The sequence below is a fragment of the Fluctibacter halophilus genome, from assembly GCF_020687825.1.
GTDB classification, from domain to species: domain Bacteria; phylum Pseudomonadota; class Gammaproteobacteria; order Enterobacterales; family Alteromonadaceae; genus Fluctibacter; species Fluctibacter halophilus.
The window spans coordinates 280,502-303,856 of record NZ_JAJEWP010000004.1 but is presented as its reverse complement, the minus strand read 5'-3'; the positions used below and the strand labels follow the sequence as shown (position 1 = coordinate 303,856).

Genomic DNA, 23,355 nt, shown 5'->3' with positions numbered 1-23,355 from the left:
AAAACGGTGCCAAGGCACCGTTTTTTTATTGCCGCAAGGGCGTTATTCTTTGCTGCGTGAGGCGCGCTTACGCTCGTTCTCGGTGAGCAATTTCTTACGGATACGAATGCTGACCGGCGTGACTTCTACCAGCTCGTCATCATCAATAAATTCCAGCGCTTGTTCCAGCGACATGATGATGGGCGGCACCAGATTCTGCGCTTCGTCAGTCCCTGATGCACGAACGTTGGTCAGTTGCTTACCTTTCAGTGCGTTGACGGTCAGGTCGTTGTCACGGCTATGAATACCGATGATCATACCTTCGTACACTTCAACACCGTGGCCAATGAACAGACGTCCACGTTCCTGCAGGTTGAACAGGGCATTGGTCAGCGCTTTACCTGCAGCATTGGCAATCAATACACCGTTCTTACGCTGGCCGATGATGCCACCTTTGTGAGGACCATAGTGGTCAAAGGTGTGGTACAGCAATCCGGAACCGGATGTCAGGGTCATGAATTCGGTCTGGAAGCCAATCAGGCCCCGGCTTGGGATCATGAAATCCATGCGCACGCGGCCCTTGCCGTCAGGTGACATGTCTGTCAGTTCGCCCTTACGCAAACCGATTTGCTCCATGATGCTGCCCTGATGCTCTTCTTCAACGTCGATGGTCAGGGTTTCGAACGGTTCCATCAGTTGACCGTCTTCTTCTTTGATGATTACTTCCGGACGGGATACCGCCAGTTCGTAGCCTTCACGACGCATGTTTTCAATCAGAATACCCAGGTGCAATTCACCGCGACCGGATACACGGAACTTGTCCGGGTCACCGGTTTCCTCAACGCGCAATGCTACGTTGTGAACCAGCTCGTCGTGCAGACGCTCGAGGATGTTCCGCGAGGTTACGTACTTACCTTCTTTACCCGCAAACGGTGAGGTATTGACCTGGAAGGTCATGGTCACTGTGGGTTCGTCAACAGACAGTGGCGGCAACGCTTCTACATGATTAACGTCACAAATAGTATCGGAAATCTTCAGCTCACCCAGACCGGTAATTGCAATGATGTCGCCGGCTTGAGCGAAATCTGTTTCGTGACGATCCAGACCAAGATAGCCGAGGATCTGGCCAACTTTACCATTGCGTTTTTTACCATCAGCACCCACTACGGTGACTTGCTGGTTGGGCTTCACTGTACCGCGGGTAATACGACCGACACCGATTACACCGACGTAAGAGTTGTAATCCAACTGGGAAATCTGCATCTGGAAACCACCTTCCAGGTCGGCACTTGGCGGAGCAACCTGTTCAACGATGGTTTCAAACAACGGGGTCATGTCTTCACCCTTGGTGTCAGAGTCGTGTGCTGCCCAGCCGTTCAGTGCGGAGGCGTATACCACCTGGAAATCCAGTTGGTCATCTGTGGCGCCGAGGTTGTCGAACAGGTCAAATACCTGGTCGATGACCCAGTCGGGGCGTGCGCCAGGTTTGTCGATTTTGTTGATCACGACAATCGGTTTCAGGCCCTGAGCAAATGCTTTTTGGGTCACAAAGCGGGTTTGTGGCATTGGACCTTCCTGGGCGTCGACCAGCAACAGTACGGAATCTGCCATTGACATAACTCGCTCTACTTCGCCACCGAAGTCGGCGTGTCCGGGAGTGTCAACAATGTTGATCCGGTAGTCGTTCCACTTAATGGCCGTGTTTTTGGCCAAGATGGTGATACCACGCTCTTTCTCAATGTCATTGGAGTCCATGACCCGCTCTTCAGCAGCGCCGCGGCTTTCCAATGTGCCCGATTGTTGAAGAAGTTTATCAACCAGGGTGGTTTTACCGTGGTCAACGTGGGCAATAATTGCGATGTTGCGCAATTTATCTAATGAGGTTTGCGATGCGCTCATTGTGTTCATCTCTCTAGTGTGGTGACAACCACCGACGGGGCAACAGGCCCCAAGGGGTAAAATAGGCGGCGGATTGTACAGTTTTATCTGTCCCTTGGCGAATAACAAATGCGATTATTTGACCAGTGTCGTTGAATATTCACAGAAAAAAAGCGGTAGGATGGATAAATCGGGCTATAGTGGAAAGATGCAATAGTATCAATTGCACCACAATGGTGCTCGAATGCTTCAAATTAGTGCAAAAGTTTACGGGGTTTGTCTGCCGGGGGGAGGCAATCTTCGGCTTTTGAAGGGTTGCGAGGGAGTCTCGTTTTTGGCACGAAAATCGCTTGCTTGTTGCCCACACAGCCGCAAGGCCAACCACATTTACACGTTGATATTTTTTTATTGGAGGACACAATGTCAATTCAAAAGGCGTTAGACCTGATCAAAGAAAGTGAAGCAAAATTTGTCGATTTGCGTTTCACCGACACGAAGGGTAAAGAGCAACACGTATCCATTCCTACTCACCAAGTCAACGACGAATTCTTTGAAGAAGGTAAAATGTTTGATGGTTCATCCATTTCCGGTTGGAAAGGGATCAACGAGTCAGACATGGTATTGATGCCAGATCCCGAATCCGTTGTTTTGGATCCTTTCTCTGAAGAAGCACAAATCAACGTGCGCTGTGACATTCTTGAGCCTTCTACCATGCAGGGCTACGAGCGTGACCCCCGTTCTGTTGCGCGTCGTGCTGAAGAATATCTGGTAGCCAGTGGTATTGGTGATGAAGTGTATTTTGGTCCTGAGCCGGAATTCTTCCTGTTTGATGACGTACGTTTCCACACCGACATGGCGGGTTCATACTATGCCATCGATTCTTCTGAAGCGAAGTGGAACTCCGGTGCCGAGTTTGAAGACGGTAACCTGGGTCACCGCCCTGGCGTGAAAGGCGGTTACTTCCCGGTTCCTCCGGTTGACTCCGCTCACGATATTCGTGCTGCCATGTGTATGGTAATGGAAGAGATGGGATTGGTTGTTGAAGCTCACCACCACGAAGTTGCGACTGCAGGACAAAACGAAATTGCCTGCCGTTTCAACACCCTGGTGAAGAAAGCCGATGAGCTGCAAATTTACAAGTATGTCGTGCACAACGTGGCACACGCCTATGGTCAGACAGCGACCTTTATGCCTAAGCCTCTGGTCGGTGACAACGGTTCAGGCATGCACTGCCACCAGTCCATCAGCAAAGGTGGCGTGAACATTTTCGCCGGTGACAAGTACGCTGGTTTGTCTGAAGAAGCGCTGTATTACATTGGCGGTATCATCAAACACGCCCGTGCAATCAATGCATTCACCAATGCCTCGACCAACTCTTACAAGCGTCTGGTCCCTGGCTTTGAAGCACCGGTAATGTTGGCCTATTCTGCCCGCAACCGTTCAGCTTCTATCCGTGTGCCTTTTGTCACCAGTGATCGTGCCCGTCGTATCGAAGTACGTTTCCCTGACCCAACGGCTAACCCATACCTGGCGTTCACTGCCATGTTGATGGCGGGCCTCGACGGGATCAAAAACAAGATCCATCCTGGCGATTCCATGGACAAAGACTTGTATGACCTGCCTGCAGAAGAAGCCGCGGAAATTCCAACCGTTGCGAGCTCGCTGGAAATGGCGTTGGATGCTCTGGACGCAGACCGTGACTTCCTGAAAGCCGGTGGAGTTATGACCGACGACATGATTGATGCTTACATTGATCTGAAGCGCGGCGAAGTGACCACACTGAACATGACGACTCACCCTGTTGAGTTCGATATGTATTACAGCGTGTAATCGCTTAGATATTAAAAACTATACAAAGCCCGCGTAAAGCGGGCTTTTTTTTATTTCTGCTAGGGTTACACTTATACCATTACCCTGTATCAGTAGGTCTGTGTATGAAATCGCTGCTTCATCGTATTACAACCCTGGCGGTTGGCGCTTGCTGTTCAGTGTGCGTCAGCGCAGGCACACTGTATATGATCAAGGAGAAAGACGGCACGGTGCGTTACACCGATATGCCCGTTGCTGGTGCAGTACCGGTTGATCTCAGTGGGGTAAACAGTGCTGTAATGCCTGCGCTTGCACCGACAAAGACAGCACCTGCAACTAAAACAGTGCAACGACCGGCTGTTCAGTACGACCTCAGCATCACTGCGCCTGCCGATGGTGCAACGATACGAAATAACCTCGGCAACTTCTCTGTCTCAGGACAGGTATCTCCCACTGGCCCTGGTGTTTTTCAATTGCTGATGGATGGTAACGTCGTTGCCACCAATCCGATCCCCCAATTTAGCCTTGAAAGCGTTGACCGCGGTGAACATACCCTGCAACTGCAACTCGTCGACAATACAGGCAAGATCCTTGCATCATCCCCTCAGCACACCGTGTATTTGCACCGTGCGTCCGCATTGATTACACCAAGCCTGTAATTATCGCGGTTACCAGCTTGCTGGTGCTTGACACTGGTAAGGTAAGTTTTGTTTCAATGCACTATTATGGTGCATGTGTATAATGCCGAGATGCAGAAAACCAGCGTGAAAGACATCGACCTGTTAGACAGCCTGTCGACGGCTGTTGTGGTGCTTGATGGTGAGTTAAAAATAACTTACGTCAATCATGCCGCGCAGACATTGTTGGAGACCAGCGTGAATCAGTTGCTGGGATTCCCGTTCAGGCAATTCTTTGCTCATGCGAGCCTGGATATGCAGCGCCTGGATGAGGCGTTGCAAAACGGTGATGATTTCTCCGACAGTGAAGTGCAGTTAGCGTTTAATGATGGCCGCTTCGTGCTGGCAGACCTGACAGTGACCAGCATCGAATTCAATGCTGCGCCGGCATTGTTGTTGGAAGTTCGCAAAATTGATCAGCAGCGGCGAATCAGTCAGGAGTCACAGCAGTGGGCTCAGCAGCAGGCGGCGCGGGAATTGGTCAGGGGGCTTGCGCATGAGATTAAGAACCCTTTAGGGGGGATCCGGGGGGCTGCTCAGCTGTTGGAAAAACAACTGGATAGTCCGGACACCACTGAATTTACGCAAATGATCATCGAACAGAGTGATCGACTGCGCAACCTGGTGGATCGTTTGCTGGGTCCCAACGTACCGCCCAATTTCCAATGGCACAACGTTCACCGTGTGTTGGAAAAAATACGCACTTTGGTCAATCTTGATTCCAGCCACAGCGTTCAGGTGATCCGGGATTATGACCCCAGTATTCCGGACTTGTGGTTGGATCAGGATATGTTGCAACAAGCGGTACTGAACATTGTTCGCAATGCCGTGCAGGTATTGTGTGAGCAACCCGATGGTGAAATACACCTGGTGACCCGCATCGAACGGCAAATGACCATTCACGGCGTTCGCCATCCCTTGGTGGCACAGATAAAGATTTCCGACAATGGCCCTGGCATTCCTGCCGAAATAAGGGACACCTTGTTTTACCCCATGGTCACGGGCAAAAAAGACGGTACCGGATTGGGGTTGTCGATTGCCCAGACGCTGGTGGATCAGCATCGCGGTAAAATTGAATTGGAAAGTTGGCCCGGGCACACCGAATTCACCTTGTATTTGCCCATTGATAAGAAGGACAGTACCGAATGAATGCTGAACCCGTTTGGATCGTAGATGACGACAGCTCAATTCGTTGGGTGCTGCAAAAGGCCTTACAAGCTGAGCGCATTCCCTGTTGCTGCTATGAGAATCCTGAGGATTTGTTGCGTCAACTGCACGCCGGACAACCGCCAGAAGTGATTGTCTCTGACATTCGCATGCCACAGATGGACGGCATGACCTTGCTGGATGAAGTGCACCGTTATTTCCCGGACATTCCCGTCATTATCATGACCGCCCATTCTGACCTCGATAGCGCGGTCAACGCATATAAAAGTGGCGCATTTGAATACTTACCAAAACCCTTTGATATCGACGAAGCCATCAACCTGGTGCAGCGTGCCCTGACCCATGCACGGGAGCAGAACCAGCAACGCCAGGAACCCGAGCGTGCGCCGGATACTGAGATCATCGGTGAAGCCCCGGCGATGCAGGAGGTGTTTCGCGCCATCGGTCGCTTATCCCGTTCAAGTATCAGTGTTTTGATCAACGGCCAAAGTGGCACCGGTAAAGAACTGGTGGCGCAAGCGTTGCACCGCCATAGTCCTCGATCAAGTAATACCTTTATTGCCCTGAACATGGCGGCTATTCCTGCCGATCTGGTTGAAAGCGAGTTATTCGGTCACGAGAAGGGCGCCTTTACCGGGGCTCAGGCTGCTCGGCAGGGGCGGTTTGAACAGGCCAATGGCGGGACATTGTTCCTGGATGAAATCGGGGATATGCCGCTGGATGTGCAAACGCGATTATTGCGCGTGTTGGCAGACGGCCAGTTTTACCGAGTGGGTGGCCACAGTCCGGTCACTGTGGATGTGCGCATCATTGCTGCTACTCACCAGAACCTGGAGAAACGGGTTGCAGAGGGTAAGTTCAGGGAAGATTTGTTTCACCGTCTGAACGTCATCCGTATTCACATACCTACTTTGAGTGAGCGACGGGAAGACATTCCACTGTTGGCCAATCACTTTTTGCAAAAAGCCGCCAAAGAACTGGATGTCGAGGCAAAGTCGTTGAGTAAGGAAACCCGCAAGGCGCTGATGACACTTCCCTGGCCGGGCAATGTGCGGCAATTGGAAAACGTGTGCCGCTGGCTGACGGTGATGGCCAGTGGACAGGAAATTCTGGTCTCTGATCTGCCGCCGGAGCTGAGCGATGTGCCAATGCACAGTGACAGCCCCGAGTCCGGAGATTGGCTGACCTTGTTGGCCCATTGGGCCGATCAGCAATTGCTGGCGGGTAAAAACAATATTCTTGATGAGGCGATGCACGCGTTTGAAAAGACCCTGCTCGAACGGGCATTGCATCATACCCACGGGCACAAGCAGGATGCGGCTAAGCGGCTCGGGTGGGGGCGCAATACCCTGACCCGGAAACTCAAAGAACTCGACCTGTAACGGACGAAAATGCGACCACTGGCAGCAAAAAAAAGCTGGTCTGCTTGCCTTACCGGTCGGTCTGATGCCTAATAGTCTGGATAATAAACAACGTCAATGGCCCCTGTAGCGGGCCATTAGATAGATTGAAGGACTTTCCATGAAACATTCACTGCTAGCCTGCGCGGTTGCGTCGGGCCTATTGTTGGCTGGTTGCAGCCAGCCGACCGAAACTGCTCAAACTGATACCGCTAAGCCTGCTACCGAGCAAGCCGCCCCAGACGCGCAAAAGGGCCGCCCTGAACTGGGTTCCTTTGGTGTTGACCTTACCGCGCGAAACGAAGCGGTAAAGCCTGGCGATGATTTCTTTATGTATGCCAGCGGCACCTGGTATGACAATTACGTTATGCCTGCAGACAAAACCCGTTACGGTGCTTTCACCGGCCTGGCGGAGCGCAGCGAAGAACGGGTTAAAGCCATCATTGATGATTTGTCCAAGGCTGAAAACTTGAGCGGTGAAGCCAAGCTGATTGCTGATTTCTATAACGCCTACATGGACACCGATGCACTTGAAGAAAAAGGCTTTGCGCCGATCCAGGATATGCTGGATGGCTTTGCTGCAATTGAGACGACTAAAGGGCTGACCAAAGCATTTGGTAACGCCTGGCTGACAGGCACTCAATCACCCATTTGGGGAGGCATGTGGTACAACCGTCTGGATCCGAATGAATATCAGTTGAGTGTCGGTGTCGGTGGCCTTGGTCTGCCCGATCGGGATTACTACCTTAGCGACGAAACCCGCTTTGTCGATCTGCGTAATGCCTATCAGGCACACATTGCAAAGATGCTGGATATGGCCGGTGTTGAAGGTGCCGAAGAGAAAGCACAGCGCATCCTGGCGTTGGAAACCCGCATTGCCGAAGTTCAATGGCCGCGGGAGAAGCGCCGTAATCGTGATCTGACCCTCAACCAAATCGAACGGGACCAGCTGAACGAAGCCTATCCTGGTTTTGACTGGGATGCCTTCTTTGCCTCCAGCGGTTTTAAAGTGCCTGCGCTGAATGTGACTCAGCCAGAACCGGTCAATGACGTCATTGCGCTGATCAATGAGCAGCCGCTGGATGACTGGAAAGCATACCTGCAATTCCATGCCATTGCCGGCAATGCAGATTTATTGGCGGAAAGCATCTATCTGGCTGATTTTGAGTTTTTCGGTAAAGTGCTGTCAGGTCAGCAAGAGCCGAAAGCGCGCTGGAAGCGTGCTGTTGCCCAAATGTCCGGTACCGAGTCGCTGGGTTTTGCCATCGGTAAGGTATATGTAGAACGTTACTTCCCAGAGTCGTCGAAACAACAGATGAGTGAGCTGGTGGAAAACCTGCGCACCGCGTTGGGCGAGCGAATTGAAAACCTGGACTGGATGAGTGAAGACACCAAGAAAAATGCCCAGGAAAAACTGGCTTCTTTCCGTCCTAAAATTGGTTACCCGGATGAATGGGAGTCCTTTGATGGGTTGACCATCAGCGCCGATGATCTGATGGCCAATGTGCACAATATCCGTCGTTTCTTCCAGGCCAAAGACGTGGCCCGAGAATTGGAGCCAACTGACCGCGAACGTTGGGGCATGACGCCACAACGTGTAAACGCTTACTACAACAGTTCGTTCAACGAAATTGTTTTTCCTGCCGCCATTCTGCAGCCGCCGTTTTTCGATCCGAATGCTGATCCAGCGGTCAACTACGGTGGTATTGGAGCCGTGATCGGACATGAAATGGGCCATGGTTTTGACGATCAGGGCTCCAAGTCTGATGCCAATGGTATTCAGCGCAACTGGTGGACCGACGCCGACCGTGCAGCCTTTGAAGCCAAAGCGGACAAACTGGCCGCTCAATACAGCGCCTATGAGCCGATTGAAGGCCAGTTCGTTAACGGACGGAATAGCCTGGGTGAAAACATCGGTGATGTTGGCGGTCTGGCGATGGCTTATCATGCTTATAAGCTCAGCCTGAACGGAAAAGAAGCGCCGGTGATTGACGGCTTGACCGGCGATCAGCGTTTTTTCCTGGCCTGGGCACAGGTATGGAAAGAGAAGCGTACCGAGCAAAGCATGCTCAACCAGCTTAAAGGTGGTACTCACGCTCCTGGCCGCTACCGTGCCTTGGCACCTCGCAATCATGATGCCTGGTATGAGGCATTCAATGTACAGCCCGGTGATGCCCTGTACCTTGCGCCGGAAGAGCGGGTGCGGATCTGGTAATCCCTCGCGACCTACAAAAAAGCCCCTTTCGGGGCTTTTTTATGGTCAAAATAGACCGTTGAGTGGCGTTATTCAGAGCCGCTGATGATCTGTACCTGCGCAATGTCAGTGTCCCCTTTGAGGACTTTGTAGATACCGTCCTGGGTCAATGTGCGCATGCCATCTTTCATGGCTTGTTCTTTCATGGCACTGACAGACGCTTCCTTATAGATCAGCGAGCGCAGTTCCGGGGTCATCTGCAACAATTCATGCACACCGGTCCGGCCTTTATAGCCTGTGTCTCCACAGTCTTCACAACCTTTTGCCCGATGCAATTTGAGTGGTGATGTCATGTCCAGCTCGTCCAGGTATTCTTCACCGTACTGACGTTTGATAAAGGCAATGTCCGTTTCACTGGCGTCATACTCTTCTTTGCAGTTTGGGCACAAGGTTCGGATCAGACGCTGGGCCAGGATCCCCACACAGGCATCAGAAAAGTTGACTGGATCCAGACCAAGGTCTAGCAGACGGGTAATGGTTTCTGGTGCCGAGTTGGTGTGTAACGTCGACAATACCAAGTGACCGGTCAATGACGCTTCAATACCGGCATGGGCGGTTTCTTTGTCACGCATCTCACCGATCAGAATGATGTCAGGGTCAGCCCGCAAGAAGGCCCGAAGTGCAGCGGCAAAGGTAAAGCCAATTTTAGGACTGACCTGAACCTGTTGTAATCCGGGCTGGGTGATCTCCACCGGATCTTCTGCGGTCCAGATCTTTTTGTCTGGCGTGTTCAGGTAACCGAGTACAGCATGCAACGTGGTGGTTTTACCGGAACCGGTCGGTCCTACTACCAACAAGATGCCGTGCGGCTTTTTGATCATGTTGGTCAGCATGTCCATATTGGACTGACGCACATTCATTTTCTCTATCGGCATGGCGCCACCGGACGCCAGGATACGCATGACCACACCTTCACCGGCCACAGTGGGGATCGTTGCAACCCGAACTTCGACCAACTGCCCTGACATGCGAAACGCCAGTTTGCCATCCTGAGGTACGCGTTTCTCCGCGATGTTAAGGTTCGACATGATCTTGATACGGGCGATGACCGCACTGTGGTGTGAGGCAGGTACCTGGGTGATATCCCGGCATACACCGTCAATACGCATACGGACACGGGTAGGACCGTTCTTCTCGGCATCAACGTGTATATCCGACGCATTCAGGCGTTTGGCATCGTGCAATATACGGCTGACCAGACGCACGACGGCAGGCGCATCGTCGGACATCTCATCGTTGCTTTCTTCCAGCTCTTCGGCACTGGTGCCGATCTCGTCGAGGATTTCATCCATTTCCCCGGGCACACCGCCTCCACCGCTGCCGGCGCCGAGGTATTGCAGGATCTGATTGGGCAGGCCGACAGAGATTTCATAACTGTCGATCCCCATGGCACTTTCGATTTCCATCAACAGTGCTGCGTTGTTTGGCTCCGCCATCAGCACGATGGGGTTGTCACTGGCGTCCGCAACAACAGCGACGAAGTTACGCTTTAGATACGAGAGGTTAAGTTTACTTTCACTTTGATACAGGTGGTACTTGTCAGGGTTATATTTGACGAACGGAACCTGGTAGTGAACGGATAAAGCGGTGCCAATTTCGTCTTCCGGAATGCGACTCTCGGATATCAGACGTTGGATAAGCTGGCGGCTGTCTTTACTGCTCTCGGTCATCTGATCCAGATCTTTCTCGTTGATCAGCTTCCGATGCACCAGGTATTCAAACGCATGACCGGTGCCACCGAGTTCGTAACGAAACTTGTTGCCTAACCGTTCTGCGGTGGCGTTGGCCAATTCCAGGTCGGCATCGCCAAATGTGCCAACCTTCTTGTTGATGATTTGCAGAACACCCAACAACACGCCAGCGTTGAGGATCGGCACGCAGATGATGTTATTGGTTTTGAACGAGCTGCTTTTGTCGAATTTGTCGGCAAACTTGAGCCGTGGATGGATGTCTGCCAGCTCTTGGGCATCGTAGGGGTCACTGATCAACAGCGGTCGCTGCGACAGGGCCACGTAACCTGCGATGGACTGGGGGCTGATGGGTACTTTGATCTCTCGGGTTTCCTTGCCCGTTTTAAAGCGCGCAACCAAATCCTGATGTTGCCGGCGGCGCTGAAAGATACTCATCCGTTCTGCACCAAACAATTCAAGGATCATGGCTTCGAGCTGCTGGTAGGCATCCATCAGGGTCGGATGAGCGCCCAATACATTGTTGATGGGCTGCAGTTTTTGTTCGATGGCCGGATCGTCAGTCATGTTTTCTATAGGGATCATATACTTGTTCTTCCCTAACTATAACTCAGCACCCGTTGGCTGTGTACCGTTTAATTTGTTTGCTCGGTACGGGTTTCAGGATTACTTTCGCTTACCTCTGGAGACCTGCGCTGCGGTGACAACACATCGTGCGTTGTGGTTGCCGTGAACACGCAGAAAAACATTGATTTAATCCGCTTTTGACGTTGCATTGCTCGCCAATCTCTGTATAATTCGCGGCCACTTGCCTCTATGGCATGCAAATTTTCAGTGTTGCGACTCGCATTGCGCAAGCTGTAGACGACTGAGAATTTTTATGAACAGGGCCCCAATTGGGGGCTATCGGTTTACATTCATCCTCCCACCCAAAAAAGGGGTTGGTGTGGATGGTTTTTTTTGTTCTTTCGATTGGAGCTTAATCGATGCCAAATCAAAGAATTCGTATTCGTTTGAAAGCGTTTGATCACAAGTTGATCGATCAGTCTACGGCTGAAATCGTTGAAACTGCGAAACGTACTGGTGCTCAGGTAAGCGGTCCTATTCCTCTGCCTACTCGCAAAGAACGCTACACAGTATTGATTTCTCCTCACGTCAATAAAGATGCACGTGACCAGTATGAAATCCGTACTCACAAGCGTTTGGTAGACATCATCGAGCCGACTGACAAAACTGTCGACGCGCTGATGAGATTGGACTTGGCTGCCGGCGTTGATGTTCAAATCAGCCTGGGCTAACAAGAGAGGGTTTTAACAATGGCGATTGGTCTAATCGGTCGTAAAGTAGGTATGACTCGCATCTTCACTGAAGACGGTGCGTCTATCCCTGTGACTGTTATCGAAGCGACCCCAAACCGTGTGACTCAGTTGCGTACTGAAGAAACCGACGGGTATCGCGCGCTACAAGTTACCGCTGGTACTAAAAAAGCGAACCGCATCAACAAAGCTGAAGCAGGTCACTTTGCTAAAGCGGGTGTGGAAGCTGGCCGCGGTATGTGGGAGTTCCGCCTGGAAGGCAACGAAGGTGAAGGCATTGAAGTCGGCAGTGAAATCACTGTTGAAATCTTCGCTGACACTGCAAAAGTTGACGTGGCAGGTACTTCTAAAGGTAAAGGTTTCCAAGGTGCTATCAAACGCTGGAACTTCAGTTCTCAGCGCATGACCCACGGTAACTCTTTGTCTCACCGTGCTCCTGGTTCAATTGGTCAAAACCAATCTCCAGGTAAAGTTTTCAAAGGTAAGAAAATGGCTGGCCAAATGGGCAACAAAGCCGTGACTACTCAATCTTTGGAAGTGGTACGTGTTGACGCAGAGAACAACCTGATTCTGGTCAAAGGTGCAGTACCTGGTGCAACAGGCGGCGATGTTATCGTCAAGCCTGCAGTGAAAGCATAACGTCTGGGGAGTTAAGTGATGGAATTAGTATTGAAAGACGCGAAAAGCGCTCTTGAAGTATCCGAAGCGACCTTTGGACGTGATTTCAACGAAGCCCTGGTTCACCAGGTAGTCGTTGCATTCGGTGCAGGTGCTCGTCAGGGCTCCAAGGCGCAGAAAACGCGTGCTGAAGTCCGCGGCGGTGGTAAGAAGCCATGGCGTCAAAAAGGTACTGGCCGTGCACGTGCTGGTACTATCCGTAGCCCGATCTGGGTTGGCGGTGGCCGTGCGTTTGCTGCTAAGCCTCAGGATCACAGCCAAAAGGTTAACAAGAAGATGTACCGCGGTGCTCTGAAGAGCATTCTGTCTGAGTTGGTACGTCAAGACCGTTTGGTCGTAGTTGAGAAATTCGGTGTTGATACACCTAAAACCAAAGCATTGGTTGCCAAGCTGAATGAGCTGGAGCTGAACGATGTGCTGATCGTGACCCCTGAAGTTGATGAGAACCTGTTCTTGTCTGCTCGCAACCTGTACAAGGTTGACGTTCGCGATGTTCAAGGTATCGACCCTGTAAGCTTGATTGCTTTTGAAAAAGTGTTGATGACTGCTGATGCAGTGAAACAACTGGAGGAGGCGTTAGCATGATCTCTGAAGAGCGTCTACTTAAGGTGCTGTTAGCGCCACACATCTCTGAAAAGACAACCATGGCTGCTGAAGGCAACAACACTGTTGTATTCAAAGTTTTGAAAGATGCTAACAAAGCGGAAATCAAAGCTGCCGTTGAGAAACTTTTCGAAGTGGAAGTCAACACTGTACGTACTGTTAACGTGAAGGGTAAAACCAAGCGTCACGGTATGACTTTCGGCAAGCGTAGTGACTGGAAAAAAGCCTATGTAGTGCTTAAAGAAGGTCAGGACATCGACTTTGTCGGTGGCGAAGCGTAAGAAGGGGATTAGACATGCCATTATTGAAAGCTAAGCCGACTTCTGCTGGTCGTCGTCACGTAGTTCAGGTTGTTAATCCTGATCTGCACAAAGGTGCACCTTATGCGCCTTTGCTGGAAAAGAACAGCAAGTCTGGTGGTCGTAACAACAATGGTCGCATCACCGTGCGTCACATTGGTGGTGGCCACAAGCATCACTACCGCGTAATTGATTTCAAACGCAACAAAGACGGCATTCCTGCCCAAATTGAGCGTTTGGAATACGATCCTAACCGTTCATCCAACATTGCGTTGGTGCTGTATGCAGACGGTGAGCGTCGTTACATTTTGGCGCCTAAAGGTGCTAAAGCAGGTGACAAGGTTCAATCTGGTTCCGATGCACCTATCAAGGCGGGTAATGCTCTGCCTATGCGTAACATTCCAGTAGGTACTACTGTTCACGCGATTGAAATGAAGCCTGGTAAAGGTGCTCAGATCGCGCGTTCTGCCGGTGCCTATGCTCAGATTCTGGCTCGCGACGGTGCGTATGTAACGCTGCGTCTGCGTTCTGGTGAAGTTCGTAAAGTGTTGGCTGACTGCCGCGCCACCATTGGTGAAGTGGGTAATGCTGAACACATGTTGCGTTCACTGGGTAAAGCTGGTGCCAGCCGTTGGCGTGGTGTTCGTCCTACTGTTCGTGGTGTTGCCATGAACCCGGTAGATCACCCACACGGTGGTGGTGAAGGCCGTACCTCTGGTGGCCGTCATCCGGTTACACCTTGGGGTGTACCGACCAAGGGTAAGAAGACCCGATCAAACAAGCGTACTGATAAGCTTATCGTACGTCGTCGTAACAAGTAAAAGCGAGGATTCACCATGCCACGTTCTCTCAAGAAAGGTCCATTTATTGACCTGCACTTGCTGAAGAAGGTAGAGGCAGCAGTGGAAAATAACGACAAGAAGCCAATCAAAACTTGGTCTCGTCGTTCCATGATCATCCCAGATATGATTGGGTTGACCATTGCTGTCCATAACGGTCGCCAGCACGTTCCTGTTTTCGTCAGTGACGAAATGGTCGGCCATAAATTGGGCGAATTTGCGCCTACGCGTACTTACCGTGGTCATATCGCGGATAAGAAGTCTAAGAGATAAGGGGAAGAGAAATGGAAGCTATTGCTAAGCATCGTTTTGCTCGCACCTCGGCTCAGAAGGCGCGTCTGGTTGCAGATCAAATTCGCGGTTTACACGTTGAAAAAGCGTTGGAAATTCTGGCTTACAGCCCGAAGAAAAGTGCAGCTCTGGTTAAGAAAGTACTGGAATCTGCCATTGCCAATGCTGAACACAACGAAGGCGCTGACATCGATGAGCTGACTGTCGCGAAAGTTTTCGTTGACGAAGGTCCTACCATGAAGCGTATTAAGCCTCGTGCGAAAGGCCGTGCTGACCGTATTTTCAAGCGCAGCAGTCACATCACTGTTGTAGTAGCGGACTAGGAGTAAAGTAATGGGACAGAAGGTACATCCTACAGGTATACGCCTGGGTATCAGCAAACCATGGACTTCTACCTGGTACGCTAATACTGCAGAGTATGCAGATAACCTGTTTAATGACCATCAGGTACGTAAGTATCTGACCAAAGAACTGAAAAACGCATCACTGTCTAAAATCGTGATCGAGCGTCCTGCGAAGAGCATCCGTGTAACCATTCACACTGCTCGTCCTGGCGTGGTCATCGGTAAGAAAGGTGAAGATGTTGAGAAGCTGCGTAAGCACGTTTCTAAGCTGGCCGGTGTGCCTGCTCAAATCAACATCGCTGAGGTGCGTAAACCTGAGCTGGACGCGCAATTGGTTGCCGACAGTATCTCCAGCCAGCTGGAGCGTCGTGTCATGTTCCGTCGCGCTATGAAGCGTGCGGTACAAAACGCCATGCGTCTGGGTGCCAAGGGTATCAAAGTTGAAGTTAGCGGCCGTTTGGGCGGAGCAGAGATTGCCCGTACAGAATGGTATCGTGAAGGCCGTGTGCCACTGCACACATTCCGTGCCGACATCGATTACGCAACTTCTGAAGCGTCTACCACTTACGGCATCATCGGCGTTAAAGTCTGGATCTTCAAAGGTGAAGTATTGGGCGGTCTGCCTAGTGCGACTGAGCAACCTGCTGCAGCACCTAAGAAGAAAGGCCGTTCAGCAAAACGTGAGGGCTAAGTATTATGTTACAACCTAAACGTATGAAATTCCGTAAGATGCACAAAGGCCGCAACCGCGGTCTGGCAAAAGGAAGCGATGTTAGCTTCGGCTCTTACGGTCTTAAAGCGGTAGGCCGCGGTCGTATGACTGCTCGTCAGATTGAAGCCGCTCGTCGTGCCATGACTCGTCACGTTAAACGTCAAGGTAAAATCTGGATTCGCGTTTTCCCTGACAAGCCTATTACTGAGAAGCCTCTTGAAGTGCGTCAAGGTAAAGGTAAAGGTAACGTTGAATACTGGGTTTGCCAGATTCAGCCAGGTCGCGTCCTGTACGAAATGGAAGGTGTTCCAGAAAGTCTGGCTCGCGAAGCGTTTGAATTGGCAGCTGCTAAACTGCCGTTCAAAACAACCTTTGTAACTCGGACGGTGATGTAATGAAAGCGACAGAACTGAAAGAAAAAAGCGTAGAAGAGTTGAATGCTGAGCTGTTAAACCTGCTTCGTGAACAATTCAACCTGCGTATGCAGCACAGCACTGGCCAGTTGGAAAAAACTGACCAACTGCGTAAAGTGCGTCGTAACATCGCGCGTGTAAAAACCATTCTGACTCAAAAGGCTGATGCGTAATGACTGAGCAAAATATTCGTACAGTACAAGGTCGTGTGGTTAGCAACAAGATGGACAAAACCATCACTGTTGTTGTTGAGCGTTTTGTAAAACACCCTATCTACGGGAAGTTCATCAAGCGTTCTACCAAACTGCACGCTCACGACGAGACTAATCAGTGCAACGAAGGCGATATCGTCACAGTACGTGAGTGTCGTCCTCTGTCTAAGTCTAAGACTTGGATGCTGGTTAACGTTGTGGAAAAAGCGACCAAGATTTAATTCTTGATTTGCTGATAAAAAGGCGCTCCTCGGAGCGCCTTTTTTAATGCCCGTTAACAATATTCAAGGGACAAAAAAAGGCGCACCGGGCGCCTTTTTGAGGTTTGAGGTGCTAGTTACTTGCCGATAAGGCGCAGAAATTCTGTACGGGTTGCCTGGGACTCTCTGAAGGTGCCCAGCATCACGGATGTGACCATGGATGAGTTTTGCTTTTGTACACCGCGCATCATCATACACATGTGTTTGCCTTCCATCACCACACCGACACCTTTAGCGCCGGTGACCTGTTGAACGGCGTCAGCAATCTGCTTTGTTAAGCCTTCCTGGATTTGCAGGCGACGGGCGTACATGTCGACAATGCGGGCAAATTTGGACAGGCCCAGCACTTTGCCATTGGGCAGATAGGCAATGTGACAACGCCCTATGAACGGCAAAACATGGTGCTCACACAACGAATAGAATTCGATGTCCTGAACGATCACCATTTCATCAGTATCCGCTTCAAACACCGCATCATTCACAACATCTTCAAGCTGTTTTTCATAGCCGTCGGTAAGAAACTGCATGGCTTTGGCTGCGCGCTTTGGCGTATCAACCAAGCCTTCCCGTGTGACGTCTTCACCCAGAAGACCCAAAATCTGTTCGTAATGGTTCGATAACTTGTCTGACATTGTGTGAAATATGCTCGCTGAATTCGGGGTGTCGATTGTGATCAACACGTTAAGTGCCGCGCATCATACCACTGAAGATGTTGATGCCCAAATGCTTACGCGCTAGCTGACAGTTCGGTTCAGTCTGGCAGCTCAATTGGCGGTAATTGTTGGTGCTGCTCAATCAGGAAATGATAGAACCACCGTAGCTGCCGTCGACTAAAGTCATACCGTGCCGGGTCTGAGGCAAAGCCATGACCTTCGCCGGGGTAGGTCACCAACCTGACAGGGCTGTCTGACCCATTCAGCAAGGCTCTGTACAGTTCTTGTGACTGGCTTACCGGCACTCGCTCGTCTTGCTCTCCATGCAAAAGCAACAGCGGCGAATTTGCCGTGTTGACGTGGGATAGAGGGCTGCGCGAAAACAACCATGTCCATTGTTTCCAGGGTTCGCTTAATAAATGCATGTGGTGCATTTCTGAAGGGATGTCAGTAGTACCAAATTTACTCACCTGATTGGCGATTCCCATTGCTGATACGCCGGCAGCAAAGTCCGTGCTGTGCTTGGTAACCGCCCAGGACGCCATATAGCCACCATAAGAGCTACCAGCAATACCAACCCGAGTGGGGTCAACATTGTATTGTTCGATCAGCCACTGGCGCGCATCCAGGATGTCGTCAAATTCCTTACCCATGTAGTCCCCCTGGCCGGAGGTCAGAAAGCGGTAGCCACGGCCACTCGAACCCCGGTAGTTGGGGAGCATGACCACAAACCCCAGATTGGCGGCAACCTGCACCGGTTGGCTATAGCGTGTGACCCAACCATTGCTCTCATGAACTTCGGGCCCGCCATGCACATAAATCAGCGCCGGACGAGGCGTTTTATCTTTTGTGGGAAGTGCGACGACCACGCCGTGCAGTGATGTGCCATCGCGGGCGTCAAAGTCAACGACCTGCTGCGGCGCCAGGCGACGTTCATCCAACCAGGGATTGAGCACGGTCAGGCGCTGGAGTTTACCGCGCTGCCAGCGAAACAACTCTGAAGGGTGTTTGGGGGAGTGTATTTTTAGGGCCAGGGTGTTGGCGCCCGGGGAGGTACTCAATCGACTGACAATACCCTGTGCGTCAACCAGTCGGTGCGGCATTGCGTCTGGAGGGGCATCCAGTTCAAGTTTCACAACAGATGCTGCAGTACCCTGATGGACGACGCCAACCAGCGAACTATCACCGAACCAGCCAATGTCCCTGAACTGCGCCTGCAACTGGGTCGCTAACTGACGGGGTTCCCCCTTGTCACGGTCTGTAATAAACAGCTCTCCCCAGGTCGGCTGGAAGGCTGTTGCGCTGCCGATAAAAGCGACTTGTTTGCTGTCGGGTGACCATTGGGCTGTGTGTACTTTGCCCCGTGTGTTGAGCGTCCGGTGCAGCTTTCCATTGGCTTTGTGGATGGCTAACCGGGGATAAGTGGTACGTTGATCGGTTGAACTGTCTTTACTCCCCGTGATCAACAACCACTGTCCATCGGGTGAGAATTGGGCGCGAATGATATGTTGATTTGCGATCAAAGGGTGAGAGGATTGCACCGGCAGCGCGTCCTGGATGCTGACCCGGTATAACAGTGTGTTGACCGCGGGTGCATCTGCTATTCGTGCTATGGCGTTTTGCTGCGTTGGTGGTGTGGCCCAGAACACCAGCGTTGTGCCATCCGGATGCAGGTTGAAGCCTTCTATGTCGGTTGTATGACTGACCATTTTTACCGCGCTGGGGTGTTGCGGTGACAAGCGGTACAAGCTGACCGTACTGTCTCCCTCCTGCTGGGCTAAAAACCAGATGTAGTCACCATCAGGCGACCAGGCAATCTGTCCGATCGGCATCGCACGCTCAAGAAGATGGTGAAACTCGCCGTGGTGGTCAACCCATAAGAGCTCTCGCAACGGCGCAAAGTTCTGCGCTTGCAACGGATCGCCGGGACGATTGATGGTGAATGCCACCGCTTCATTGCGGGGCGACTGTTGCATGGCATGTACCTGACGCAGTTGGGTTAAGTCGTAATTTGACAGTGGTGTTGCCAATCCCAACGATGACAGGAAAAGGGTTAACAGACAGGGTAGGGCAACAACAGCAAGTCGCACCAATCAGCCCCCCTTGTTGTAATCCATGGGCTTGAGTGCGTGCTCAGAATCGAGAGTAGCGTTGTTGCAATTGACTGCGCATGAGATCGAGGTAATTGTCCAATTCCGCTTTGGCCATGTCATAAGCATGTTGAAGCTCATCCGAGTTGGGGTCACGCAACAATCTGGCAAAGGCTACATCGGTTTCCGCCAGTAAGCGCTCCAGTTGTTGGTTGTTGGTATCCATTTCAGCGTCCTTGCTAAGCCTTTTGATTCAATAGTGGTCAATTATTGACTTTTTTTCAACCTGTTAAAAGGGCTTTACGATAGCGAGGTAAACAATGGCCAGTAGTAACAACACCGGCGATTCATTTAAGAACCGGTAGAAGCGTGCTGAGTGGCGGTCGGTACCGGCTGCGAATCGCTTCATCAACACATACAGATAGCCGTGATACACATACAACAGGGCTACCAGCAGCAGTTTCAGGTGTAACCAACCAGACGCTTTGAGCCAGGCGCTACCGTAGCTATGGATCAGCGCCAGGCCAAACACCAATGTCAGCAGTGCAAATGGCGTCACGAAAAACCACAAGCGACGCTCCATGATGCAGAATTGCGCGCGAACTGCCTCATTGCTGCTTTCTGCGTGGTATACAAACAAACGGGGCAGATAGAAAATGCCGGCCATCCAGGCAATCATAAAAAACAGGTGCAGAGTCTTCAGCCACAACATGTCGGGTATCCTTCTGGTCAGTATTGGGCGCGATGCAGGTAGGCACGCAAGCTGTTCCATGTGACCACGCCGACAATGTTGGCCGGCGTGCCCTCATAGATATATACGCCACCGTCACGGCTGGCTTGCAGAATGTCGTAGACTTCCGCCAACGTCGCCTGAAATGGCACGCCTTCCATCGCGCTGAAATGCAGCGGTGAAGCATCATGTCCCAGGCTCATGTCATATTGAACCAAGGCGTAGGTGACATCGATTTCAAAGCGAGAGCGCTGCACCACTGCCTGGGTTGGGGCTTGCTCCAGAAATTCCAGAATAAAGCGTTCCGGTGCATCATCAAACATCTTGAAGTTGCTGTCCATGACCGCCAACACACCGGTTTTCTGCAATGATTCATTCACCGCTGAGGTTGAATACGACAGTTTTTGATAATCCAACTGACGAATGAAGATTGAACGGTTACCCAGCAATTGGGTAGAGGTAACATACGCCGGCACAATCACCAGCATTGCTGGCAGAATCACCGCTGGGTTGTAGGACAACTCCATTACCGCGGACAACGCTGCCAGCGGGGCGTGCAGCACTGCAGTAAGCAGGCCTGCAATGCCCAGCAGGGCAAAACTATTGGTGTAAGCTTCCACGTCGGGCAAAAACCATTGCAGCGGCGCAATCATTACCGCACCGCACAACATGCCCAACACAAACACCGGGCCAATCACGCCGCCAGGGATCCCCAGCCCAATGGCAATCCAGGTCAGCACGATTTTGGCAGCAAGAATGATCAACAACATTTGCATTCCATCTGCCTGAATAACGGCGTGTACTTCTTCAAATCCTGAGCCCATCGCTTCGGGCAGAAACATGCCGATCAGGCCGGTTACCAGCGCGGCGATCAACAGACGCCACACCATTTTAACCGGTCTAAACCAGCGGATGATGTTCATCAGTTGGGTGTTGAATAAACTGGCGACGCCGCCGAGCATCATGCCGAAGGGGATCAACAAGGCGTAGTACCAGTGATTGAAGTCTTTGAACTGCAAAAAGGACAGCTCGTGGACTTCACCAAAGGCGATGCGGGTGAGTACCGAACCACATGCAGCAGCCAGCATTACGGGGATAAAAATGTGGATTTTGTATTCCCTCAGCACCACTTCCATGACAAAGATAACGGCGGCAAACGGGGTATTGAATGACGCTGAGATACCCGCTGCGATACCGCAACCGGCCAGAATACGGATACTGTTGTAAGGAAGCTTTAGCCATTGCCCCAAAAAGCTACTGCCGGCAGCCCCCAAATGCACCGAAGGGCCTTCCCGACCGACAACAAAGCCGCTGGCAAGGGCAACCATACCCCCAAAAAACTGATTCAAGGTGGTACGAAAGGGGATGTGTCCGTAACGTACTTTGACCCGGTGGATGACAAACGGAATACCCATCCGGTAATGCTTGAAACCGGTCACAAAGGCAAACGCTATGATCAGCAAGGCGCCGATGAAGGGAAGTAACAGACGAAATAACGGAGAAGTCGTGCTAAGATCTGCGCCGCCTTGGACGTACAGACTTTGCAGGTACTCCACACCAATCCGAAACACGATGATCAGACTGGCTGCGCAAACGCCACCGATGATCCCCAGTAAACACAATTGTGCTGAGGTGCGCGGATTGGCAAGTTCCTGTCTGAATGCGCGAAGGCTCATTGTTATGGCTTGGCGTGATCACATCAACGTGTGATTAGCTTACCATAAGTGTTTGGTATTTCTGATATTCTTTTGGTGAAATAGTCTCCCAAGCGGAAACCACCTGTGATTGCGGAGTAGCACATTTAGATGGCATTTACGATCTACAAACAACACTTGGGTGCGTTCCGCTTTTACCTGGCTATGGTGACACTACTCGTGGTTGCGGTTGTGGCGGGTTATCACTATGGCAAGTTTGTCAGTGAAGAAACACAGCGTCAGGTGAAAGTGCAGGCGCAGAGTGTGGAAAACCTCAAACAGGACAATCAGCGTTTGACCCGTCAATTGAATATTCTGAATGTTGAGTTGGAAGTGAATCGCCTTGCCGCTCAGCAAGCGCAGCGCGACATTGAGGCCGGTTTGGCCAGAGAAGCCGGGTTGCGTGAGCAACTGAACTTTTACCAGAAAGTGATGGCGCCAGAGTTAAAACAGGATGGGTTCGTTATTGATGCGATGGAAATCGAGCAAACCCTGAGTGAAGGATATTACCGTTTTGACCTGGTACTGATGCAGCAGGCCAAAATCAAAAATACCGTCAAAGGCACGGTCACAATAACCTTTGTGGGGAGCCAGTCAGGCAGGCCCCAACACTATGAACTGCAGCAGTTGAACGCAACGGAGCAGCCCCTTGAGTTTGGCTTCAAGTATTTCCAGGTGATCAACGGTGAGTTTCAGTTGCCGCCAGGATTTGAGCCTGAGTCGGTGCGGGTTGAGGCCGAAGTGTTTCAGTTCAGGCGTAAACGGGGCGATCTTGAACGGGTTTTCCCCTGGCAAGCAAAGTCTCCCGGCCGTGAAAACGGCGACGTTGAATAGTTGACCATTAAAGTCAGGTATTAGATAATTAGCGCCCATCGGTACATCGGTGCCGAACACCAATTTAAGAGGTATGTTATGTCGGTTGACGCTCCCTTACCGATTGAGTTTTCTGATGCGGCCGCCCGCAAAGTAAAAATGCTCATCGAAGAAGAAGAGAATCCGAATCTGAAGTTGCGCGTTTACGTGACCGGTGGTGGCTGCTCAGGCTTCCAGTACGGTTTTACCTTTGATGAAAAGGTCAATGACGGCGATACAACCATTGAGAAAGATGCCGTCACGCTGGTGGTTGATCCAATGAGCTTGCAATATTTGGTCGGTGGCGTTGTGGATTACACCGAAGGCCTGGAAGGCTCCCGCTTTCTGGTTAATAACCCCAATGCACAAACGACCTGCGGCTGTGGGGCATCTTTTAGCATCTGATCCCATTGCGCTCGCTTATTAGAACGTCGGCCAATGCCGGCGTTTTTTTTACCCGCTAAAAAATATGTTTAGTTACATGTTGGATGGTTAAATATTGCCCGAAAAAGAGTAA

Annotated in this window: 25 protein-coding genes; 18 read left to right on the top strand and 7 right to left on the bottom strand. The window is 51.3% G+C overall.

Annotation, left to right across the window (positions count from 1 at the left end; genetic code table 11):
- Window positions 1–42: 42 nt before the first annotated feature.
- Window positions 43–1,878 (bottom strand): translational GTPase TypA, encoded by a 1,836-nt coding sequence (gene typA, locus LJ739_RS14565; protein WP_407646788.1) that lies wholly within the window; start codon window positions 1,876–1,878, stop codon window positions 43–45.
- Window positions 1,879–2,277: 399 nt separating this feature from the next.
- Here typA and glnA point away from each other — a divergent pair, with 399 nt between their 5' ends.
- The 5 genes from glnA (at window position 2,278) to LJ739_RS14540 (ending at window position 9,125) form a co-directional block, all read left to right on the top strand.
- On the top strand, window positions 2,278–3,687 hold the full coding sequence (glnA, locus tag LJ739_RS14560) for a glutamate--ammonia ligase (protein WP_229161648.1): 1,410 nt from the start codon (window positions 2,278–2,280) through the stop codon (window positions 3,685–3,687).
- A 104-nt stretch (window positions 3,688–3,791) separates the two neighbouring features.
- Window positions 3,792–4,325, top strand: a complete 534-nt coding sequence (locus LJ739_RS14555; RefSeq protein ID WP_229161647.1) for a DUF4124 domain-containing protein — start codon at window positions 3,792–3,794, stop codon at window positions 4,323–4,325.
- Window positions 4,326–4,415: 90 nt separating this feature from the next.
- Window positions 4,416–5,492 (top strand): nitrogen regulation protein NR(II), encoded by a 1,077-nt coding sequence (gene glnL, locus LJ739_RS14550; RefSeq protein ID WP_229161687.1) that lies wholly within the window; start codon window positions 4,416–4,418, stop codon window positions 5,490–5,492.
- Window positions 5,489–6,892 carry a nitrogen regulation protein NR(I) gene (gene glnG, locus LJ739_RS14545; RefSeq protein WP_229161645.1) on the top strand — a complete coding sequence of 468 codons (1,404 nt, stop codon included), beginning with the start codon at window positions 5,489–5,491 and terminating at the stop codon, window positions 6,890–6,892. The genes glnL and glnG overlap by 4 nt, the downstream gene beginning before the upstream one ends.
- Window positions 6,893–7,031: 139 nt before the next feature.
- Window positions 7,032–9,125, top strand: a complete 2,094-nt coding sequence (locus LJ739_RS14540; RefSeq protein WP_229161643.1) for a M13 family metallopeptidase — start codon at window positions 7,032–7,034, stop codon at window positions 9,123–9,125.
- A 68-nt stretch (window positions 9,126–9,193) separates the two neighbouring features.
- Here the strand turns inward: LJ739_RS14540 and LJ739_RS14535 are convergent, their stop codons facing one another.
- Window positions 9,194–11,419 carry a GspE/PulE family protein gene (locus LJ739_RS14535; RefSeq protein WP_407646789.1) on the bottom strand — a complete coding sequence of 742 codons (2,226 nt, stop codon included), beginning with the start codon at window positions 11,417–11,419 and terminating at the stop codon, window positions 9,194–9,196.
- 419 nt (window positions 11,420–11,838) lie between these two features.
- On the opposite strand from LJ739_RS14535, the gene rpsJ reads away from it, so the two are divergent.
- Genes rpsJ through rpsQ form a run of 11 tightly spaced genes read left to right on the top strand, consistent with a single transcriptional unit; the run spans window position 11,839 to window position 16,780 of the window.
- On the top strand, window positions 11,839–12,150 hold the full coding sequence (rpsJ, locus tag LJ739_RS14530; protein WP_010179497.1) for a 30S ribosomal protein S10: 312 nt from the start codon (window positions 11,839–11,841) through the stop codon (window positions 12,148–12,150).
- A gap of 18 nt (window positions 12,151–12,168) precedes the next feature.
- A complete protein-coding gene (gene rplC / locus LJ739_RS14525; protein WP_229161641.1) occupies window positions 12,169–12,807 on the top strand; it encodes a 50S ribosomal protein L3 in 639 nt (212 codons plus the stop codon).
- 18 nt (window positions 12,808–12,825) lie between these two features.
- Window positions 12,826–13,431, top strand: coding sequence for a 50S ribosomal protein L4 (gene rplD, locus LJ739_RS14520; protein WP_229161639.1), 606 nt, complete (start codon window positions 12,826–12,828; stop codon window positions 13,429–13,431).
- Window positions 13,428–13,730 (top strand): 50S ribosomal protein L23, encoded by a 303-nt coding sequence (gene rplW, locus LJ739_RS14515; protein ID WP_229161637.1) that lies wholly within the window; start codon window positions 13,428–13,430, stop codon window positions 13,728–13,730. Before rplD ends, rplW begins: the two co-directional genes overlap by 4 nt.
- Before the next feature lie 14 nt (window positions 13,731–13,744).
- Window positions 13,745–14,569: a 50S ribosomal protein L2 gene (rplB, locus tag LJ739_RS14510; protein WP_229161635.1), complete on the top strand. Its 825-nt coding sequence runs from the start codon at window positions 13,745–13,747 to the stop codon at window positions 14,567–14,569.
- A 15-nt stretch (window positions 14,570–14,584) separates the two neighbouring features.
- On the top strand, window positions 14,585–14,860 hold the full coding sequence (gene rpsS, locus LJ739_RS14505; protein WP_229161634.1) for a 30S ribosomal protein S19: 276 nt from the start codon (window positions 14,585–14,587) through the stop codon (window positions 14,858–14,860).
- An 11-nt stretch (window positions 14,861–14,871) separates the two neighbouring features.
- Window positions 14,872–15,201 (top strand): 50S ribosomal protein L22, encoded by a 330-nt coding sequence (gene rplV / locus LJ739_RS14500; protein WP_229161633.1) that lies wholly within the window; start codon window positions 14,872–14,874, stop codon window positions 15,199–15,201.
- Between the two features lie 10 nt (window positions 15,202–15,211).
- Entirely contained in the window at window positions 15,212–15,913 is a 702-nt protein-coding gene (gene rpsC, locus LJ739_RS14495) for a 30S ribosomal protein S3 (protein WP_229161632.1), read from the top strand.
- Window positions 15,914–15,918: 5 nt separating this feature from the next.
- Window positions 15,919–16,329 carry a 50S ribosomal protein L16 gene (gene rplP / locus LJ739_RS14490; protein ID WP_229161631.1) on the top strand — a complete coding sequence of 137 codons (411 nt, stop codon included), beginning with the start codon at window positions 15,919–15,921 and terminating at the stop codon, window positions 16,327–16,329.
- Window positions 16,329–16,520, top strand: a complete 192-nt coding sequence (rpmC, locus tag LJ739_RS14485) for a 50S ribosomal protein L29 (protein WP_229161630.1) — start codon at window positions 16,329–16,331, stop codon at window positions 16,518–16,520. Before rplP ends, rpmC begins: the two co-directional genes overlap by 1 nt.
- Window positions 16,520–16,780 carry a 30S ribosomal protein S17 gene (rpsQ, locus tag LJ739_RS14480; RefSeq protein ID WP_229161629.1) on the top strand — a complete coding sequence of 87 codons (261 nt, stop codon included), beginning with the start codon at window positions 16,520–16,522 and terminating at the stop codon, window positions 16,778–16,780. Before rpmC ends, rpsQ begins: the two co-directional genes overlap by 1 nt.
- A 116-nt stretch (window positions 16,781–16,896) precedes the next feature.
- Here rpsQ and folE read toward each other — a convergent pair whose 3' ends face one another.
- The 5 genes from folE to LJ739_RS14455 form a co-directional block, all read right to left on the bottom strand.
- Window positions 16,897–17,451, bottom strand: a complete 555-nt coding sequence (folE, locus tag LJ739_RS14475) for a GTP cyclohydrolase I FolE (protein ID WP_229161628.1) — start codon at window positions 17,449–17,451, stop codon at window positions 16,897–16,899.
- Between the two features lie 119 nt (window positions 17,452–17,570).
- Complete coding sequence (locus LJ739_RS14470) at window positions 17,571–19,562, bottom strand: S9 family peptidase (RefSeq protein WP_229161684.1); 1,992 nt, start codon at window positions 19,560–19,562, stop codon at window positions 17,571–17,573.
- Between the two features lie 43 nt (window positions 19,563–19,605).
- Window positions 19,606–19,788, bottom strand: a complete 183-nt coding sequence (locus LJ739_RS14465; RefSeq protein WP_229161627.1) for a hypothetical protein — start codon at window positions 19,786–19,788, stop codon at window positions 19,606–19,608.
- 63 nt (window positions 19,789–19,851) lie between these two features.
- Entirely contained in the window at window positions 19,852–20,274 is a 423-nt protein-coding gene (gene hemJ, locus LJ739_RS14460; RefSeq protein WP_229161626.1) for a protoporphyrinogen oxidase HemJ, read from the bottom strand.
- Between the two features lie 17 nt (window positions 20,275–20,291).
- Window positions 20,292–21,968, bottom strand: a complete 1,677-nt coding sequence (locus LJ739_RS14455) for a chloride channel protein (RefSeq protein ID WP_229161625.1) — start codon at window positions 21,966–21,968, stop codon at window positions 20,292–20,294.
- Between the two features lie 129 nt (window positions 21,969–22,097).
- Between LJ739_RS14455 and LJ739_RS14450 the strand changes: the two genes are divergently transcribed.
- Window positions 22,098–22,820 carry a DUF6776 family protein gene (locus LJ739_RS14450; RefSeq protein WP_229161624.1) on the top strand — a complete coding sequence of 241 codons (723 nt, stop codon included), beginning with the start codon at window positions 22,098–22,100 and terminating at the stop codon, window positions 22,818–22,820.
- A gap of 78 nt (window positions 22,821–22,898) precedes the next feature.
- Entirely contained in the window at window positions 22,899–23,243 is a 345-nt protein-coding gene (gene erpA / locus LJ739_RS14445; RefSeq protein WP_229161623.1) for an iron-sulfur cluster insertion protein ErpA, read from the top strand.
- Window positions 23,244–23,355 lie beyond the last annotated feature (112 nt).

Excerpts from the sequence above, each read along its gene's own strand:
- rplP (WP_229161631.1), top strand. The coding sequence starts at position 15,919 with ATGTTACAACCTAAACGTATGAAATTCCGTAAGATGCACAAAGGCCGC.
- folE (WP_229161628.1), bottom strand. The coding sequence starts at position 17,451 with ATGTCAGACAAGTTATCGAACCATTACGAACAGATTTTGGGTCTTCTG.
- rpsS (WP_229161634.1), top strand. The coding sequence starts at position 14,585 with ATGCCACGTTCTCTCAAGAAAGGTCCATTTATTGACCTGCACTTGCTG.
- glnL (WP_229161687.1), top strand. The coding sequence starts at position 4,416 with ATGCAGAAAACCAGCGTGAAAGACATCGACCTGTTAGACAGCCTGTCG.
- LJ739_RS14455 (WP_229161625.1), bottom strand. The coding sequence starts at position 21,968 with ATGAGCCTTCGCGCATTCAGACAGGAACTTGCCAATCCGCGCACCTCA.
- LJ739_RS14555 (WP_229161647.1), top strand. The coding sequence starts at position 3,792 with ATGAAATCGCTGCTTCATCGTATTACAACCCTGGCGGTTGGCGCTTGC.
- glnG (WP_229161645.1), top strand. The coding sequence starts at position 5,489 with ATGAATGCTGAACCCGTTTGGATCGTAGATGACGACAGCTCAATTCGT.
- LJ739_RS14465 (WP_229161627.1), bottom strand. The coding sequence starts at position 19,788 with ATGGATACCAACAACCAACAACTGGAGCGCTTACTGGCGGAAACCGAT.
- rpsC (WP_229161632.1), top strand. The coding sequence starts at position 15,212 with ATGGGACAGAAGGTACATCCTACAGGTATACGCCTGGGTATCAGCAAA.
- rplW (WP_229161637.1), top strand. The coding sequence starts at position 13,428 with ATGATCTCTGAAGAGCGTCTACTTAAGGTGCTGTTAGCGCCACACATC.
- hemJ (WP_229161626.1), bottom strand. The coding sequence starts at position 20,274 with ATGTTGTGGCTGAAGACTCTGCACCTGTTTTTTATGATTGCCTGGATG.
- rpsJ (WP_010179497.1), top strand. The coding sequence starts at position 11,839 with ATGCCAAATCAAAGAATTCGTATTCGTTTGAAAGCGTTTGATCACAAG.
- LJ739_RS14535 (WP_407646789.1), bottom strand. The coding sequence starts at position 11,419 with ATGACTGACGATCCGGCCATCGAACAAAAACTGCAGCCCATCAACAAT.
- glnA (WP_229161648.1), top strand. The coding sequence starts at position 2,278 with ATGTCAATTCAAAAGGCGTTAGACCTGATCAAAGAAAGTGAAGCAAAA.
- erpA (WP_229161623.1), top strand. The coding sequence starts at position 22,899 with ATGTCGGTTGACGCTCCCTTACCGATTGAGTTTTCTGATGCGGCCGCC.
- LJ739_RS14450 (WP_229161624.1), top strand. The coding sequence starts at position 22,098 with ATGGCATTTACGATCTACAAACAACACTTGGGTGCGTTCCGCTTTTAC.
- rplC (WP_229161641.1), top strand. The coding sequence starts at position 12,169 with ATGGCGATTGGTCTAATCGGTCGTAAAGTAGGTATGACTCGCATCTTC.
- rpsQ (WP_229161629.1), top strand. The coding sequence starts at position 16,520 with ATGACTGAGCAAAATATTCGTACAGTACAAGGTCGTGTGGTTAGCAAC.
- rplD (WP_229161639.1), top strand. The coding sequence starts at position 12,826 with ATGGAATTAGTATTGAAAGACGCGAAAAGCGCTCTTGAAGTATCCGAA.
- LJ739_RS14540 (WP_229161643.1), top strand. The coding sequence starts at position 7,032 with ATGAAACATTCACTGCTAGCCTGCGCGGTTGCGTCGGGCCTATTGTTG.
- rplB (WP_229161635.1), top strand. The coding sequence starts at position 13,745 with ATGCCATTATTGAAAGCTAAGCCGACTTCTGCTGGTCGTCGTCACGTA.
- typA (WP_407646788.1), bottom strand. The coding sequence starts at position 1,878 with ATGAGCGCATCGCAAACCTCATTAGATAAATTGCGCAACATCGCAATT.
- rpmC (WP_229161630.1), top strand. The coding sequence starts at position 16,329 with ATGAAAGCGACAGAACTGAAAGAAAAAAGCGTAGAAGAGTTGAATGCT.
- rplV (WP_229161633.1), top strand. The coding sequence starts at position 14,872 with ATGGAAGCTATTGCTAAGCATCGTTTTGCTCGCACCTCGGCTCAGAAG.